The following is a 17,575-nucleotide window of genomic DNA, read 5'->3' as shown; positions in this document are numbered from 1 at the left end:
TCAGGCGTTCCAGATCTTCTCGGCGTCGCGCTGCCACTGGGTGAGGATGCCGCCGACGTCGTTGGGGCGGGCGATGAACTTCGTCAGCGCGGTGTCCGCCGTGGGCTGCAGGGCGTCGCTGGAGTCGCGGTTGAAGAACTGGGTGATCTCGACGGCTTCCTCGATGTGCTTGCGGCCCTTGCTCACCAGTGCGGTGCCGGCGTCCTTGGCGGCGGGGTTGCAGGGCAGGACCGTGCCGGAGGAGCCCTTGATGTAGATCTCCTGCGCTTCGGCGGTGGCGAGGTAGCGCATCAGGTCGAAGACCTGCTCCCGGCGGCCGGTGCGGGCACTGGCGAAGTAACCGTCGGTGGGGGCCTCTTCGGCGAGCGGGATCTTGGAGTCGATGACGGGGAAGCGGAAGAAGTCGATGTCGTCGAGGGCGTCCCTGGGTGCGGCGTCGGCGAAGAAGGTGCCGATGAGCATCATGCCGGTGCGGCCGTTGAGCAGGGCGGTGGTGGCGTCCTGGAAGGCGACGGCGGTGCCGTCGGGGTCGAAGTAGGGCAGTACCTCACGCCAGCGGTCGAAGACCCTGCGCACCTCGGGGTCGTCGAAGCGGTGCTTTCCGGCGAGGAGTTCGCGGTGGTAGGCGGCGCCGTTGACGCGGATGTCGAGGTAGTCGAACCAGGCCGAGGCCACCCAGGCCGTACCGCCGCCCGCGCCGAGCCCGATCGGGGCCACTCCCTCGGCCTTGAGCCTGTCGCACAGGTCGAGGAAGTCGTCCCAGGTGGTGGGTGCGCTGACGCCCCATTTGGCGAAGTTCGACTTCCGGTAGAACATGCCCCACCAGTAGTAGGTGGTGGGGACGAAGACCTTTTTGCCGGAGCTCGCGGTGCACAGGCTGTTCAGGGCCTTGGAGTACTTCTTGAGGTCGGGTGAGGAGTTCCAGACCTCGTCCAGGTCGAGGAGCAGGTTCTTCTTCGCGTAGGCGTCCGCCACCGAGCCGGGGTACCAGGTGTACACGTCGGGCGGGTTGGCGGAGGTCAGGTAGGTCGGCAGCTGGGTGCGGAAGGTCTCCGCCGCCACGGTGTTCAGGCCGGCCTGTCCCTTCCCCTTCTTGCCGTAGGCGGCGACGAGGTCCTGCATCGCGGCCTTGGCCTGCGGTGCGGACAGGTTCGACTGGAGCGTCACCGCGCCTTTGGAGGAGGTCGTGCCGGAGGAGGTGGAGGTGACGCAGCCGCTGAGCAGTGCCGTTGTCCCGGCGGCTCCGAGTCCGGCGAGGACGTGCCGGCGGCTGGGCAGGTGGTGGGTCATTCGGGCTCCCGTGCGGGTTGCGGGCGGCGGGCCCGGCCTTCGTGGCGGCCGGGCCCGGCTCGCGGCGGATCAAGCGTCGCGTGGTGATCACGCCACGTCAAGATTTATTACTAATTTATTTGAACTGGGTGGTGTGGACGGAGCCGTTGACCCCGCGGAACACCACGTCGACCGAGCCGTCGGGCCCCGCGACCGCTCCGAGCGCGCCGTCGAAGGCCGCGCTGGGGAACTCCTCCCGTTTGGTCCAGCCCTGCCACGCCCCGCTCTCGTACCGCTGTTGCCAGAGCGTGTAGTCGGCCGCCCTCGCGTACAGCACCACTCCGTCCCCCACGGCGACGAGGGTCGGACTGCCGCTCACCGTGCCGCCGAGCGACGTCCAGTCCGACCACTTCCCGGAGGCGTCCCGCACGATGGTGCGCACGTCGTCCGCGGCGGTGCGTACGGCCACATGGACCCGCCCGCTCGCGTCGACGACCGCCGAGGGCCTGCCGTACACCGGCCGGTCGTCCGGCGCGCCGAGCGACGACCAGGCGGACGAGGGGCCGCGCCGCACGACGTCTCCGGCGCCGCCGCGCGCGACGAGCGTCCAGTGCGCGGGGTCGGTGAACGCCACGGTGGGCGCGTCGGTGAGGCGACCGCCCAGGTCCTGCCAGGCACCCCACTGGCCGCCCGCGAAGACCCTGCGGTAGGCGTGGTCGTCGGTGCCGCGGACGAAGACGTCGATGCGGCCGCCGGCGGAGGCGTAGGCAGCGGGCTGCCCGAGGATCCGCCCCCCGACCGGACCTGACAGATCCCGGACGCGCGCCGGACGAGTGCCGTCCGCCGTGTGCTGGACGAGCGTGCCGCCGGGCCCGCGGTAGAAGGTTGTCAGCGTGTCGCCGTCACGCACCACGGCCGGGCTCGCCGAGGTCTTCACACCGAGGCTCGTGCCGGGCAGCGCGTCCTGTCCGGTGAGCTTGAGGAACGCGGTGCCGTGGGCGGGGACCTCCACGGTGTACGACCCCGTGTGGGTGCCGCGATCGGCGCGCGCCCGCAGGTCACGGACCTGGACGGGGCCGCCCAGGGCGGCGTCGGCGAACGTCACCGTGCGGGCGGCCGGCCGGTCGGAGCGGTTGAGCAGGACGACGGCTCGGCGGCCTCGGCCGGAGAGCACCTTGCTGTAGACGTCACCGACGGAGTCCGTGGCGACGCGGACCCCCTGGACGGCGAGCGGGTCCTGGTCGACCGCGACGATCTCCGGATTGCGCAGCGTGGCGATCATGGCCGGGGACAGGGTGCGCGGGTCGGATCCCAGGACGAGCGGGGAGGACATCTCGGCCCACATCACGAACTGGGTGGTGGACTCCTCCTGCGTCAGCTCCAGCGACCCGTCGGCCATGCGGCGCATGGGGATGAGGTAGTCGGGGTCGTTGTAGTGGCCGGGCCCCTGCGCCTCGGGGTGCCATGCGTTGGCGTCCATGTTGCGCAGGATGTTGGGCCACTCCCCCGGGCTCGGGGTGCCCCAGGCGATGTCCGTTCCGGTGCGCCAGGAGTCGGCGATCGTCGGAGCGTAGGCGTAGGTGTTGTGCGCGTCCTGCTCGGGCGTGTGCGGCAGCCCCCAGTCGTCGGTCAGCGGGTTGCACAGGTTCAGCAGCATCCTGCGGCCCGACTTGGCGACGGCGTCGCCGAACTCCTTGTACGCCGGCCCTGGATCGAGCTCGGCGCCGATCCCGCACAGGAAGTCGACCTTGATCGCGTCGATCTTCCAGTCGGCGAACTGCCGGGCGTCCGCCTCGTAGTGGCCCCGGCTGCCCAGACCGCAGCTCCTCCCACCGTCGTACTCGCCGGCGTCGGTGTAGATTCCGGCTCGCAGCCCGCGCTTGTGCAGGTAGGACACCAGGGCCGGTATGCCGGACGGAAAGCGGTCGGGGTTCGCCACCAACCGCCCCTGCGCGTCACGCGGGTTGTCCGCCTGCCAGCCGCCGTCGAGCCAGACGATGTCGTAGCCGCTGTCGCGCAGACCGCTGCTGACCAGCTTGTCGGCGACGGCACGCACCTCGCTCTCGGTGGGTGCGCCGAGACCGTAATACGTGTTCCAGCCCATGTACGGGGTGGGCGCCAAGCCGCTGTCGTAGTAGGCGGGTGTGCCCTGGTCGGCCCCGGTGTCGGCCGTCACCGGGCCGATGCCGGACGCGGTCAGGACGGCTGTCGCCGCGCCGATGATCAGGGTCGAGGACCGGTGCCGCGAGGGTCTGTGTGCCGGCAACTGGGAAGTCACGTGCCTCTCCCGATGGTTGGGAAGCGGGAAGACGTGAGGGCGGGCCGTGTCCGGAGGCGGAGGGCCCGGCGTCACGGCGAAGACTGTGGGCCCGCGGCCGGGAGCCTGTCAAGATTAATTCCTAATTTACTAGCAGTCGCGACATCGCAGACCTCCAGCAACGCCTGGCTCTTGATCCGCTCTCAACCCCGATCCACGTCACAGGGGTTGACATCGGACACTCCCGCAATCAGCCTTTGGCAACGTTGTCATAGCACGGTGCGAGACTGAAATGTTCTGGCTTGTGCCGCTTTTCGATGGGACGTCACGCTCATGAACGATCAGTCGGATTCGTCGCGCCCAACGTCACGGCGGACCGTCCTCGCCACGGGGACCACCCTGCTGGCCGCCATCGGTCTCGGTTCCGCGCTGCCCGCGCCGACCGCGGCCGCGGCTCCTGCCGAAGCACCCGCCGCGGCCCCCGGCGTGCGCGGTGAACTGGCGCTCTACCGGCCGGTTTCGGTGTCCTCGACGGCCTACGCCGCCACACCCGGCTCCTTCGTGGTCGACCGCCTCTCGTCGCCCGGAGTCCGCGGCAGCGGCTGGCGCGCCGAGGACGGCGACCCGCAGTGGATAGCCATCGATCTCCAGGCGGCCTGCGAGGTCACGGAGATCCGCCTGACCTTCGAGGCCGACGCCTCCGACCCGGTCTACACGCCGCCGACCGGCGGCAACGTGCACAGCGGCACCACCGGCAAGGAGATCCAGTCGAGTTACCCGCTCGTCTTCGTCGTCGAGACCTCCCTGGACGACAGCACCTGGACCTCCGTCCACCGCACCACGGCGGGCACCGGCGGCATCGTGGACATCAAGCTCGCCCGCCCGGTGCGGGCGCGCTGGGTGCGCCTGACCTCGCACAAGCGCTCCAGCCCGCTGCCCCTCGGACTCAACGGGTTCGAGGTGTACGGCACCCCCGACGGCCACCGCCCCGCCGTCACGGGCTGGACCGACTGGGGCACCCGGCACACCGAGGCACCGAAGCTCACGGTCGCCGACGACGGAACCGTGCCGGTGGAGTCGGGCTGGCGCCTCACCCTGGACGACTGGGCCGGGGCGGACGGCGCCGAACTGTCGAAGACGTCCGTCGACACCAGCGCCTGGCTGCCCGCCACGGTTCCCGGCACGGTGCTCGGTTCGCTGGTGGAGCAGGGCAAGCTGCCCGACCCGGTGGCCGGCCTGAACAACCTGCGCGTCCCGGAGGCGCTGTCCCGCCACGCATGGTGGTACAAGCGCGACTTCGCGCTGCCCCGCGCCGTGCGCACCGGCGCCGACAGGCATGTCTGGCTGGAGTTCGACGGCGTCAACCACAAGGCCGAGGTGTGGCTGAACGGTGCTCGCGTCGGCGATCTGACGTACCCGTTCGCCCGCGCCGCCTTCGACGTCACCCGGCAGCTGTCGGCCGACGGCGAGAACGCCCTCGCGGTGCGGATCACGCCGATGCCGGTGCCCGGCAGCCCCGGCGACAAGGGACCGCTGGGCGAGGCCTGGGTGGACGCGGGCGCCCAGCAGATGAACCTCAACTCTCCGACATACCTGGCCTCTTCGGGCTGGGACTGGATGCCGGCCGTGCGCGACCGGGCGGCCGGCATCTGGAACCACGTCCGGCTCAGATCGACCGGGCATGTCGTCATCGGCGACCCGCGCGTGGACACCGTCCTGCCCAAGCTGCCCGACCTGTCGGTGGCCGAAGTGACCCTGGTCGTCCCCGTGCGCAACGCCGGCACCGCCGACCAGCGGGCGACGGTCACGGCGGCCTTCGACGGGGTACGGGTGGCGAGGACCGTCACGGTCAAGGCCGGCGAGAGCCTCGACGTCTCCTTCACCCCTGACGTCTTCGGTCAGTTGAGGCTGCGCGACCCCGAACTGTGGTGGCCCAACGGGCTGGGCGAGGCCACCCTGCACGACCTCACCCTCACCGCCTCCGTGAACGGCCGTGAGAGCGACGGGCGCACCACCCGCTTCGGCATCCGCCAGTTCGGCTACGAGTACGACATACCGCTCGTGTTCACCTCGTCCGGCGACGCCTACACCCAGACCGTGACCTTCGACCGGCAACAGGCCCAGCACGTTCGCATCAGATGCCTGACCAGGTCCACCTCCTGGGGCAGCTCCCTGTGGACCCTGTCCGTCCAGGACAGCAACCGGCCGGGCGTCGACCTCGCCCTGCACCGCGAGGCCACCGCCTCCACCGAGGACCCCGACCACCCGGCCGCCCACGCCACCGACGGCGACGCCGGAACCCGCTGGTCCTCCGCCTACCAGGACGACCAGTGGATCGGCGTCGACCTCGGCACCCCCCAGTCCTTCGACCGGGTCGACCTCACCTGGGAACAGGCCTACGCGAAGACCTTCGCGGTCCAGGTCTCCTCGAACGGCTCGGACTGGACCGACGTGAAGGCGGTGGACAACGGTGCGGTGCCGCTGCCCTTCAACAACGGCAACGCCAGCCTCCAGATCGAGGACTTCGACCGGCGGACCGCCCGCCACGTCCGTCTCGCCTGCGGTCTGCGCAACACCAGTTGGGGCAACTCGCTGTGGTCGTTCGCCGTGATCGACCGCGGCGACCCGGGCACCGACCTCGCCCTGCACCGCGAGACCACCGCCTCCACCGAGGACCCCGACCACCCGGCCGCCCACGCCACCGACGGCGACCCGGGCACCCGCTGGTCCTCCGCCTACGAGGACCACCAGTGGATCCAGGTGGACCTCGGCTCCTCACGGGCGTTCGACCGCGTCGCCGTCGTCTGGGAGAGCGCGTACCCGAAGTCGTACACGATCCAGGTGTCCGACGACGGCGAGACGTGGACCGACGTCAAGTCCGTGTCGAACGACCCCGATCCGCTGAAGATCAGCGTCAACGGCGTGCGCGTGCTGGCCCGCGGCGGCAACTGGGGCTGGGACGAGCTCCTGCGCCGTATGCCCGAGGAGCGCATGGAAGCGGCGGTGCGCATGCACCGCGACATGAACTTCACGATGATCCGCAACTGGGTCGGCAGCAGCGACCGGGAGGAGTTCTTCGCCGCCTGCGACCGGCACGGCATCCTGGTGTGGAACGACTTCCCCAACGCCTGGGGCATGGACCCGCCGGACCACGAGGCGTTCGTCTCGCTGGCCCGGGACACCGTGTTGCGCTACCGCATCCACCCGAGTGTGGTGGTGTGGTGCGGCGCGAACGAGGGCAATCCCCCTGCCACCGTCGACAAGGGGATGCGCGAGGCCGTGGAGCAGCAGGTGCCCGGGCTGCTCTACCAGAACAACTCGGCGGGCGGCGTCGTCACCGGCGGCGGCCCCTACGGCTGGGTGGAGCCGGAGAGGTACTTCGACGCGATGACCTACGGCAGCCGTGACTTCGGCTTCCACACCGAGATCGGCATGCCGGTCGTCTCCACCGCGGCCGGGGTCCGCAGCATGACGGGCGACGAGCCGGAGTGGCCCATCCGGGGCGCCTGGTACTACCACGACTGGAGCGAGCACGGGAACCAGGCACCGCAGAACTACAGGGCGGCCATCGAGGCGCGGCTCGGCGAAGCCGGTGACCTCGACGACTTCGCCCGCAAGGCCCAGTTCGTCAACTACGAGAACGCCCGCGCCATGTTCGAGGCGTGGAACGCCCACCTGTGGGACAACGCGAGCGGACTGATGCTGTGGATGTCCCACCCGGCCTGGCACAGCGCGGTGTGGCAGACCTACGACTACGACTTCGACGTCAACGGCATGTACTACGGCGCCCGTTCGGGCTGCGAGCCGCTGCACGTGCAGGCCGACCCCGTGGAGTGGCAGGTCCTCGCGGTGAACCACACCTCGGCCGACCTGCGCGGCGCCACCGTGACCGCCCGGCTGTACGACCTGGACGGCCGTGAGCTGGCCGGGAAGAAGACCGCCGATGTGGACGTGTCGCGAGCGGACACGACCAAGGCGTTCACCGTCCCCTGGACGGACGGCCTGCCCGAACTGCACCTGCTGCGGCTGACGTTGCGGGACTCCCGGGGCAAGGAGGTGTCGCGGAACACCTACTGGCGCTACCGCGAGGCCGCCGCGCTGCGTGCCCTGAACAAGGCGAAGCAGGTCAGGCTGACGGGCTCGATCACACGGGTGACGGGCGCCGGTGACCGCCGGGAGCTGACGGCGGTGATCCGCAACCAGGGTTCGGCGGTGGCCGCGATGGTCCGGCTGTCACTGCTCAAGGAGCCGGGCGGCGACCGGGTGCTGCCCACGCTGTACAGCGACAACTACCTGTGGCTGCTCCCGGGCGAGTCCCGGACCGTCCGGCTGTCGTGGCCGGCCGGGGCGCACTCGTCGGACCGGCCGGTCCTGACGGCGCAGGCCTACAACGGGCCGGTCGCCGTGCTGCACTCCTGAACGCCGAACTGCCTGGTCCCGGCCTCCCGCGCCGGGACCAGGGAGCGGATCAGTGTGCGTCGGGCGTGCGCGGCACCTGGCCGGCTACCAGCCGACGGCGACCAGGAGCCACTGCGGGTCGGCGTGGGAGATGAACGAGGACTGGCCCGCCACGTCGTCGTAGGGGAAGCCGTAGGCGAGGTGGTTGATGGCGTTGTCGTGCCAGAACCTGGCGTAGTAGTTCGCCGGTGCCGCCTTGTAGAACTGTGCCGGGTCGGACTGCTGGGAGGCCGGCAGGGTGGCGACGTGACGGTTGAGGGCGGCACACATGTCGGGGTTGCCCGCCAGGGAGGCGGCGCAGCCGAAGATGTCGGAGGTGGCCGCGCTCACGCCCACGGACTGGGCGTACGAGGTGAAGTAGTTGGCGTTGGCGCCGCCCGCGCGGAAGCTCGGGTCGCTGCCGGGCGCGATGATCCGGTACGGGGCCTGGGTCTGGGCAAGCACCCTGAACTCGTTCGGCACGGCGTCGGTGAAGCGCTGAAAGGTGGTGGCCCGGTCCTCGGCGAAGGTCTGCCGGTTCTCGCCGACCTCGACGTCGTAACCGTCCTTGGTGTGCAGGCGCATGGCCAGCTTCAGGCCGAAGGCGTCGACCCTGGTGGTGTTGCCGTTGAAGACGTTGTTGCCGACCGTGAACTCGATGAAGTCGTAGTAGGGGCCGTTGGGCGACCCGAGGTAGAAGTACATGCGGCCCGCGGAGTTGGCGGGCATGTCGAGGTAGGGCTGCTCGGCGATGGAGTGCGTCTGGCCGTTGAAGCTCCAGTACACCTGGCTGTCGGGGTACTTGCCGTTGGTGCGGTTGAGGATCTTCACCTCGACGGCGTTGCTCGCCGGGGGTATGTCGGAGGTGCTGCCCCAGAAGTCGTCCGGAGGGGCGCTGCCACCGGGGCCGTAGACCTGGAACTCCCACAGGGAGTAGCCGTACGGGGTGCCGCGCGCGGTGCCGTAGAGCCGGACGTATCGGCCGCTGCCGGAGATCGTGAGGTTCTGGATGCCGCCGGTGGCGTTGGTGGTGGAGAGGACGGTGGTCCAGGTGGTGGCGTCGGTGGAGGTCTGGATCTGGAAGGCGGTCGCGTAGGCGGCCTCCCAGTTGAGGCTGACGCGGCTGAGCTGCTGGACGGAGCCGAGGTCGACGCGTATCCACTGCGGGTCGGAGAAGGCCGAGGACCAGCGGGTGCCGGTGTCGCCGTCGACGGCGGCGCTCGCGGGGAAGGTGCCGTTCTCGGTCGAGGAGGCGGTGGCGGGCCTGCCCTGGGACAGCAGCTGGTCGGCGGCGTGGGCGGGTGAGGGGGCCAGGGCCGCGCAGAAGGCGGCGATCAGGGCCACGACCAGACCGAGAACCGCGCGGCAGCGTGCGGCGCCGATCGGTGGTCTGTGAACGGGTGCGCTGACGTAACTCTGCATGCGGGGTCTCCTCAAGCCGGTTCGGCCGTGCGTGGGGGTGGAGCAACAGCAGACGTGAGAGCGCTCTCTCCGGGTTGTAGCCCCAGTAGTGTCCGCCGTCAACAACTGAAGCCGAAATCAGTTGCGTTGCGGCCACGCCGGATCACAAGGCCCTGCTCTCTCAGCGCTCGAGCCGCCTGCGACAAGTCCGGCGTCTTCGCCTTCCGATCGCACACGCAGCCCCAAGTCGGCCTGTCACTCCACCTTTTGACGCATCCGGTACGGACCTGCTTGTGGACTCACGCCGACTCGCGCACCACGAGTTCGGGCTCGAAGACGACCGAGGTCGCGTCCGCGCGGGCGCCGTGGATGTGCTCGTCCAACAGCCGGGCCATCTCCGCCGCCATCTCCTCCACCGGCTGGCGCACGGTGGTCAGTTGGGGACGGCAGGTGACGGCGACACTGGAGTCGTCGAAGCCGACCACCGCCACGTCCTCCGGAACACGGCGCCCGCGCTCGCGCAGCACCTGGCACGCGCCCTGGGCCATGAGGTCGTTGGCGGCGAACACCCCGTCCGTCTCGGGATGGCGCTCCAGAAGCTCGGACATGGCCGCGATGCCGCTGTCGAGGGTGAACCCGCCCTCGATGACCGGGACGTAGGGGTGGCCGTGCCGGGCGAGGGCGTCACGGAACCCGGCCAGCCGCTCCTGGCTCGCGGGCACGTCCAGGGGGCCGCAGATCGTGGCGAGTCGGCGGCAGCCGCGCCCGAGCAGGTGCTCGGCGGCGAGGCGCGCTCCGTCCCGGTGCGCGAGGTCGACGTAGCTGAGCGGTACCGGACGGGCGGGACGGGCGAAGAGCACCGCGGGGAGCCGGGCGTCGGCGAGGAGGGCGGGCAACGGGTCGTCGGCGTGGGTGGAGACCACGAGGGCGCCGTCGGCACGCCCCTGCCGCAGATACGTCAGCACCTCGTGACGGGCTTCGGCGGACTCGGCGAACATCAGCACCGGGTGCAGGGAACGGGGGCGCAGGAAGCCGACGACGCCCCCGACAACCCGGCCGAAGAAGGGGTCGGCGAACACCCGCGCGGCGAAGGCGTTCTGGCCGGCGTCCGTGGTGTCCCCCGCGCCGGACACGACCAGGGCGACGGTCTCGGCCCGCCGGGTCACCAGGGAACGGGCGGCCCGGTTGGGCGCGTACCCCGTGCGTTCGATGGCTCGGCGGACCAGGTCCTGTATCTCCGGATCGACGTTGCGGATGCCGTTGACCACCCGCGACACGGTCGCCCGGGAGACTCCGGCCTCCCGGGCGACGTCTTCCAGCGTGGGGGCCCGTCTGCGCATGCAGGCACCCTAACGGACGTATGGATCACGCAGTAGAGCGCTCTCCGAAGGCGGGCCGGTCGGGTCGGCTGTCAGGAGTAGATGCCGAACTCGTACAGCGAGTAGCCCCAACCGGTGCCCCGGACCGTGCCGTTGACCCGGACGTAGCGGCCCGTCCCGATGACGTCGAAGTCGTCGATGCCGCCGTTGCCGTCGGAGATGGTGCGCACCGTCTGCCAGTTCTGCCCGTCGTCGGAGGTCTGAACGGTGTACGCCTTCGCGTACGACGCCTCCCAGAACAGCTGGACGTGATGGAACGTCGTACGGGTGCCCAGGTCGACCTGGAGCCACTGGGGGTCGCTCCAGTCACTGGCCCACCGGGTGGCGGGATTTCCGTCGACCGCGTTGGCGGCGGTGCAGGGGCAGTCGCCGTAACCCGCCTGGTAGGACGAGGCGGTGACCGGCTTCCCCTGCGCCAGGTTGGTGCCGGACGGCACGGGTGGAACGACGCGGACCGAGCGGATCTCGACCCCGACGTTGCCCCGGCCGTCGGTCGCCTTGACGTACATCTTCCACACCCCGGGGCGGTCGGGTGCGGTCACCTTCAGCCGGCCGCCGCCGAGGTCGGTGAAGGGCAGCGAGGCCAGGTTCTTGCTCTGGTCGATGTACATGCTGTTGTCGAGGACCTCGTAGGAGACCGGGTCGCCCTCCGGGTCGGTGGCCTTGACGTCCAGGACGAGGTCATGGCCCGCCTGCACCCTGCCCGCGTCGCCCTCCACGGCCAGGTCGGAGATGACGGGCGGGGTGTTGTCGTGCGTGGTGTCGCCGCCGTAGGCCTTCTTGACGGCGTAGTACGACAGGCGTTTCTGGCCGGCGGGCAGCAGGTTGAACCAGATGCCGCCGAAGTCGTACTCGGTGCCGTAGTGGAACATCGTGGCGCCGAGCGCGACGCCCTTGTGCCCGGTGACACAACTCCAGGCGCGGGAGTACCCGTCGGCCTTGGCCCGGTCGCTGGGCTCGAGCGGGACGCCGTTGCCGTCGTCGGGGACCTCCCACTCGCCGGCCGGACCCGTCTCGGTGACGATGTAGGGCTTGGTGTAACCCCCGTGCTCCCAGGCCGACTTGATGTCGCAGACCGCGTTGTAGGAGTTCACGGCGTACAGGTCGAGGTCCGGCGCGTTCCTCTTGTAGTAGGGCCACGCCCCCACCCAGGCGTCGGTGGAGGTGACGGGATGGTCGGGGTCGACGGCGTGGATCTTCCTGGTGATGTCGTTGACGAGCGTGGTGTAGGCGTCGCGCTGTCTCTCCAGCTCGTCGCCGCTGTAGCAGTTCTGCAGGCCGAGGACGGACTCGTTGCCGACGTCCCACATGAGCACGCCGGGGTTGTCCTTGTACGTCTGGACCCACTTGGGGAACTCGTCGAGCATTTGGTTCTTGTACGCGGTGTCGGTCACGTAGTTGACGCAGCCGCCGCTGCCAGGGCCGCCGCCGGGCTGGAGCCAGAAGCCGGCGACGACCTTGATGCCGTGGGCGGCCGCGGAGTCGAAGAGGGGCTTGCTGGTGGCGTCGGTGCCCCAGGTGCGGATCGTGTTGACGCCCATGGACTGCAGGTCCGGCATGTACTTCTCGGCATCGGCGACACTCGGGCCCCAGGTCAGGCCCTTGATCTGGTACGGCCGTCCGTCCACCGTCAGCTGCCAGGCACCCTGGCCGCCGGTGACCTTGACGACGCTGCCGGCGGCGTGGGCCTGGGCGGCGGGCAGCGCGATGAGGAGGCAGGCGGCCAGGACGCCGGCGGTGAGGGGTGCCGCGGTGCGGCGGGTTCTGGAGCGTGTACGGGGTCGTGGGGTCATCGCTGTTGCTCCTCAGGGGAGTTCGTAGTGCTCGTTCAGTGCCGCGCCCGCCTCCGGGTGGGTCTCGTCGTAGCCGCGCGCGTCGCACTGCAGCCCGCCGACGACGCAGTGGTCGACCAGCGCCTTGAGCGTGGGGGCGTCCCAGGCGTTGAAGAAGTCGTAGTGGAAGGTGTGGCCCGCGCCGCTGGCCAGGCGCACCTCGGACATGTCGCCGTTGACCGGGAAGGCCATCTTGAACTCGATCATCGGCAGGGCGACCGGGTGGTCGGCGGGGCAGATGTTGTCGTTCGTGCCGGGCTTGACCACGGGGTAGGCCATGTGGCTCTTGTGATCGGGGGTGTCCAGGTACGTGCCGTCCCAGCAACTGGGCGCCTGGAAGCGGATGTTGAGTTGGACGTCGGCGCGGTTGGGGCAGGTCGCCGGGAACTCGGTGTTGAAGTAGCTGTCACCGCACTCCCAGCCCTCGACGAAGCCGGGGTGGTGGCGGAACTCGTCGGCGCTCTGCAGGGGGCTGCCGACGACGAACCGCAGGCCCTTGGGGAAGGGCCGGACGCTGGTGTAGTCGGTGACGCCCGCCTTGTAGTAGATGACCTGCGGCCCCACGGGAAGGATCTGCTGGTCGCCGTTGTAGAGGGTGGGCATCCAGTAACCGGACCGGTCGCCGGGAGCCTTGCAGGTGGTGCCGCCGGCCTCCAGTGAGGCCGTCGTGCTGTAGGCGTCGGTGGTGGTGTTGCCCATGAACGTGTGGTCGTGGGACTTGCCGGGCTGCTGCGGGTAGACGATGGGGTCGTCGGGCCTGGTGCGGGTGACCGAGCAGTTGGCCTGGAACTCGTGGAAGTAGCGGTGGGGCGGGTCCTGCGTGGACGGCGTCACACCGGTGACCGGCGGGTTCGCGGGGATGTAGCCGTCGCCGTCCGGGTCCTCCGGTGAGCCGGCGACGGACGCCGCCATCGCGTGCCCGGAGTGCGTGGCCGCGAACGTCCGCGCCGCGGAGCTGTGCGCTGCGGGCGGGCCGGCGCTGACGGCGACGCCGCCCAGTCCGAGCGAGGTGAGCAGGAGCGCGCCGGTGATCAGCGTGACTGACAGGCCTTTCGATCTCCGTGACATGGAGACCTCCTCCTGTGCTGTGGGGGTCGGGGAGCGCCGGGTCGGATACGGGAGAGCGCTCTCCCGCCGAGGAGTGTTGAGGGCATGTCATCAAGATGTCAAGGGATGCGGCAGAAGTGGATCCGGAAAGATTTCAACTTCCGAAGGCTTGCCGAGAGTTGTGACTCATCAGTTAAATCAAGACGTGAACTAAGCGTCGGGGCGCTGCCCTTGGCGTGTCGATCCGCCTGCCGTCGGCGGCCTCACGTGTTCCTTTCCCACCACACCCGCAGGGACCTCCATGAGACTGAGATCCATGGGCGTCGTGCTCGCCGCCATGGCGGCGCTGCTCGCCCTACCCGTTCCCCACCCGGCCGCAGCGGCCGAACTCCCCCTGTCCCAGGGCCGAACGGCGACCTCGTCCTCCGACGAGAACGCCGGCACACCGGCCGCCTACGCCGTCGACGGCGACACCGGCACCCGCTGGTCGTCGTCGGCGACCGACACCCAGTGGCTGCAGGTCGACCTGGGCGCCACGGCCACGATCTCCAAGGTCGTCCTCAACTGGGAGGCGGCCTACGGCAAGGACTACAAGATCCAGGCCTCCGCCGACGGCAGCACCTGGACCGACCTGACCTCCGTCACCGGCGGCGACGGAGGCACCGACAGCCTCGACGTCTCAGGACAGGGCCGCTACGTCAGGATGTACGGCGTCCATCGGGCCACCCAATGGGGCTACTCCCTGTGGGAGTTCCAGGTCTTCGGCACGTCCGGCACCGGCACGTCCTCGTGCGACACGGCGAACGCCGCCAAGGACAGGCCCGCTTCGGCCTCTTCCACGGAGAACGCCGGCACCCCGGCCTCCGCCGCCTTCGACGGCGACACCGGCACCCGCTGGTCCAGCCAGGCCTCCGACCCGCAATGGGTGCAGGTCGACCTCGGCTCGGTCAAGTCCCTGTGCAAGGTCGACCTGACCTGGGAGGCCGCGTACGCCAAGGAGTTCCAGATCCAGGCCTCCACGGACGGCCAGAGCTGGACCACGCTCAAGAGCGTCACCGGCGCGAGCGGGGGCACGGCCTCCTACGACGTCACCGGCTCCGGCCGCTATGTCCGCGTCAACGGCACCGTCCGCGCCACAGGCTACGGCTACTCCCTGTGGGAGGTGGCCGTCCACACCGGAACGGGCGGCAGCACTCCCCCGGTCCAGGGCGGCGGCGACCTCGGGCCGAACGTCATCGTCGTCGACCCCAACACCGCCAACCTCCAGCAGAAGTTCGACGACGTCTTCGCCAAGCAGGAGTCCAGCCAGTTCGGCACCGGCCGCTACCAGTTCCTGCTCAAGCCCGGCACCTACAACGGCATGAACGCCCAGGTCGGCTTCTACACCTCGATCTCTGGACTCGGCCTCAACCCCGACGACACCCAGATCAACGGCGACATCACCGTCGACGCGGGCTGGTTCAACGGCAACGCCACGCAGAACTTCTGGCGTTCGGCGGAGAACCTCGCCATCACACCGTCCAACGGCACCGACCGCTGGGCCGTCGCCCAGGCCGCCCCCTTCCGCCGCATCCACGTCAAGGGCGGTCTCAACCTGGCCCCGAACGGCTACGGCTGGGCCTCCGGCGGCTACATCGCCGACTCGAAGATCGACGGTACGGTCGGCCCGTACTCCCAGCAGCAGTGGTACACCCGCGACAGCTCCGTCGGGGGCTGGACCAACGGCGTGTGGAACATGACGTTCACCGGTGTGCAGGGCGCGCCGGCGACCAACTTCGACTCGGGCCCGTACACCACTCTCGACACGACGCCCGTCTCCCGCGAGAAGCCGTTCCTCTACCTCGACGGCAGTACCTACAAGGTGTTCGTGCCCGCCAAGCGCACCAACGCACGCGGGGTGTCCTGGCCGGCGAACGCGGGCACCTCCGTCCCGCTCGACCAGTTCTACGTCGTCAAGCCGGGCGCCACCGCCGCCACGATCAACCAGGCGCTCTCCCAGGGCCTCAACCTCCTGTTCACCCCCGGGGTCTACCACCTCGACCAGACCATCGACGTCACCCGCGCCGACACCGTCGTACTCGGACTGGGCCTGGCGACGCTCGTGCCGGACAACGGCATCGACGCCATGCACGTTGCCGACGTCGACGGCGTGCGCCTCGCCGGCTTCCTGATCGACGCGGGCTCCGTCAACTCCGACACCCTGCTGCGGATCGGGCAGCCCGGCGCGAGCGCCGACCACTCGGCCGACCCGACCACCATGCAGGACGTGTTCGTGCGCATCGGCGGCGCCGGACCCGGCCTCGCCACCAACTCCGTCGTCGTCAACAGCGACGACGTCGTCATCGACCACACCTGGCTGTGGCGCGCCGACCACGGCAGCGGCGTCGGCTGGGACACCAACCGCGCCGACTACGGCCTGCGCGTCAACGGCGACGACGTCCTTGCCACCGGCCTGTTCGTGGAGCACTTCAACAAGTACGACGTCCTGTGGAGCGGCGAACGCGGCCGCACCGTCTTCTTCCAGAACGAGAAGGCCTACGACGCCCCGAACGCGGCCGCCATCACGCATGACGGCATCGTCGGATACGCGGCCTACAAGGTCGCCGACACCGTGACCCAGCACGAGGCGTGGGGGCTCGGCAGCTACTGCAACTACACCGCCGATCCGTCGATCGTCCAGGCGCACGGCTTCAAGGTCCCGGTCACCGCCGGGGTGAAGCTGCACGACGTGCTCGTGATCTCCCTCGGCGGCAAGGGCCAGTACGCCCACGTCGTCAACAACACCGGCGCCCCGACCTCGGGGACGGACACCGTGCCGTCGAAGCTGACCTCGTTCCCGTGACCCACGGGCCGAGGGACACCTCGCACCGCTGAGCGACTCCGGCCCCCCGACGTCACGTCGGGGGGCCGGACCTCGCAGCAGGGGCGGCTTCAGGGGCAATACCCGCTGCACGGCCCCAGCCACAGGGGACCGCAGCCGTAGTCGGTCCAGTTGCACCCGGCGTAACACACCCCGTCGCAGCTTCCGGTGCCCCCGCACTGGGAGTTGCAGTCGACGGCCTGGATGCTCTGACCGCTGCGAGGCGCCGCCTCTGGCGGGTCGGCCGGGCCGAGCGTCATGAGGACCGCCCGCGCCCCGCGCTCACCGAACGCCGCCACGGCCGCCGTCCGCAGCTCTTCGAGGGCTGCTCCGTGCCGGCGCCCCGCGATGATCTGCGGTGCCAGTCGGGTCGCGTCGTCCAGGACGGCGGACTGCTCGGACGAAAGCCCTGGGTGGGACTTGCGGTGGTGCGCGAAGTGCGCCACCCACAGATCACTGCGGGCCGAGGCGGACAGCGCGCGGTAAATGGCCCGCCGATGGTCCGCGGGGTAGGAGGCGAACTCGGCGTAGCCGGAGGGCAGCCGGTCGGGGTTGGCCTTCACCCATCGCGAGGCGTCACTGCCCTTGACGCGGTTCACGGCCTGCGCGGGTGAGGCGGCCAGGCCTCCGGTCACCAGAAACGTTCCGAGGGCCAGCCCCGGGACGGCCTTGAGGATGCGCCGGCGGTCGTGCGGCCGCAGCCCCTCGAGGTCGCGGAGCGCGCGCACCACCCGGAGCGAGGCCGACGGTCCCAACAGCCGCGCCAGGCGCAGGGACAGCGCGGTCCCGGTCCAGGCCCGCACCCGGTCGCCGCCGACCGCCAGCAGGGTCGGCGCCCATTCGGCCGCGTCCCCCAGGGCACGCGCGCGCAGGGCGCGAACACGGGGCTCCGTGAGGCCTGCGGTGGTCAACGTGCCATTGACGGACCCGCGCACCCGATCCGCCACTTCTTCGCAGAGTCGGCAGTCGGCGTCGAATGCCAATATCCACTCGGTCACAAGCTTCTCCCCACGTTGACGCGTCGCAGCGCTACATGAAGGGGAAGCATTCGCCGAGGCGTCCGAGAGCGGCAATGATTTCGACGACGATGGAA

The 17,575-nt window shown here is 70.1% G+C and carries 9 protein-coding genes; 2 read left to right on the top strand and 7 right to left on the bottom strand.

Going from position 1 to position 17,575, the window contains the following annotated elements; all coding sequences use genetic code 11:
* Both FBY22_RS15495 and FBY22_RS15490 read right to left on the bottom strand, forming a co-directional pair.
* Positions 1-1,290, bottom strand: coding sequence for an ABC transporter substrate-binding protein (locus FBY22_RS15495; RefSeq protein ID WP_142146004.1), 1,290 nt, complete (start codon positions 1,288-1,290; stop codon positions 1-3).
* Positions 1,291-1,405: 115 nt separating this feature from the next.
* Positions 1,406-3,547 carry a glycoside hydrolase family 27 protein gene (locus tag FBY22_RS15490; protein ID WP_142146002.1) on the bottom strand — a complete coding sequence of 714 codons (2,142 nt, stop codon included), beginning with the start codon at positions 3,545-3,547 and terminating at the stop codon, positions 1,406-1,408.
* A 312-nt stretch (positions 3,548-3,859) separates the two neighbouring features.
* On the opposite strand from FBY22_RS15490, the gene FBY22_RS15485 reads away from it, so the two are divergent.
* Positions 3,860-7,945 (top strand): discoidin domain-containing protein, encoded by a 4,086-nt coding sequence (locus FBY22_RS15485; RefSeq protein WP_142146000.1) that lies wholly within the window; start codon positions 3,860-3,862, stop codon positions 7,943-7,945.
* An 84-nt stretch (positions 7,946-8,029) separates the two neighbouring features.
* Here FBY22_RS15485 and FBY22_RS15480 read toward each other — a convergent pair whose 3' ends face one another.
* From FBY22_RS15480 to FBY22_RS15465, 4 genes are all read right to left on the bottom strand, one after another.
* Positions 8,030-9,385 carry a beta-1,3-glucanase family protein gene (locus FBY22_RS15480; protein WP_142145998.1) on the bottom strand — a complete coding sequence of 452 codons (1,356 nt, stop codon included), beginning with the start codon at positions 9,383-9,385 and terminating at the stop codon, positions 8,030-8,032.
* 278 nt (positions 9,386-9,663) lie between these two features.
* The gene (locus FBY22_RS15475) at positions 9,664-10,704 is read right to left on the bottom strand and encodes a LacI family DNA-binding transcriptional regulator (RefSeq protein ID WP_142145996.1); all 1,041 of its coding nucleotides are present in this window, start codon (positions 10,702-10,704) and stop codon (positions 9,664-9,666) included.
* 71 nt (positions 10,705-10,775) lie between these two features.
* A complete protein-coding gene (locus tag FBY22_RS15470; protein ID WP_142145995.1) occupies positions 10,776-12,536 on the bottom strand; it encodes a discoidin domain-containing protein in 1,761 nt (586 codons plus the stop codon).
* A gap of 12 nt (positions 12,537-12,548) precedes the next feature.
* Entirely contained in the window at positions 12,549-13,643 is a 1,095-nt protein-coding gene (locus tag FBY22_RS15465; RefSeq protein WP_142145993.1) for a DUF1996 domain-containing protein, read from the bottom strand.
* A 280-nt stretch (positions 13,644-13,923) separates the two neighbouring features.
* Here FBY22_RS15465 and FBY22_RS15460 point away from each other — a divergent pair, with 280 nt between their 5' ends.
* Entirely contained in the window at positions 13,924-16,464 is a 2,541-nt protein-coding gene (locus tag FBY22_RS15460) for a discoidin domain-containing protein (protein ID WP_142145991.1), read from the top strand.
* Positions 16,465-16,553: 89 nt separating this feature from the next.
* On the opposite strand, the gene FBY22_RS15455 is transcribed toward FBY22_RS15460, so the two are convergent.
* Positions 16,554-17,393, bottom strand: coding sequence for a bacteriocin fulvocin C-related protein (locus FBY22_RS15455; protein WP_160159872.1), 840 nt, complete (start codon positions 17,391-17,393; stop codon positions 16,554-16,556).
* Positions 17,394-17,575: the final 182 nt, after the last annotated feature.

The organism is Streptomyces sp. SLBN-31 (genome assembly GCF_006715395.1).
GTDB lineage: Bacteria > Actinomycetota > Actinomycetes > Streptomycetales > Streptomycetaceae > Streptomyces.
Note: the sequence above shows the minus strand (reverse complement) of the source record. Positions and strands in the feature narration are given on the sequence as shown.

Coding starts and splice junctions, on each gene's coding strand:
- FBY22_RS15495 (WP_142146004.1), bottom strand. CDS start 1,290: ATGACCCACCACCTGCCCAGCCGCCGGCACGTCCTCGCCGGACTCGGA.
- FBY22_RS15470 (WP_142145995.1), bottom strand. CDS start 12,536: ATGACCCCACGACCCCGTACACGCTCCAGAACCCGCCGCACCGCGGCA.
- FBY22_RS15475 (WP_142145996.1), bottom strand. CDS start 10,704: ATGCGCAGACGGGCCCCCACGCTGGAAGACGTCGCCCGGGAGGCCGGA.
- FBY22_RS15485 (WP_142146000.1), top strand. CDS start 3,860: ATGAACGATCAGTCGGATTCGTCGCGCCCAACGTCACGGCGGACCGTC.
- FBY22_RS15465 (WP_142145993.1), bottom strand. CDS start 13,643: ATGTCACGGAGATCGAAAGGCCTGTCAGTCACGCTGATCACCGGCGCG.
- FBY22_RS15480 (WP_142145998.1), bottom strand. CDS start 9,385: ATGCAGAGTTACGTCAGCGCACCCGTTCACAGACCACCGATCGGCGCC.
- FBY22_RS15460 (WP_142145991.1), top strand. CDS start 13,924: ATGAGACTGAGATCCATGGGCGTCGTGCTCGCCGCCATGGCGGCGCTG.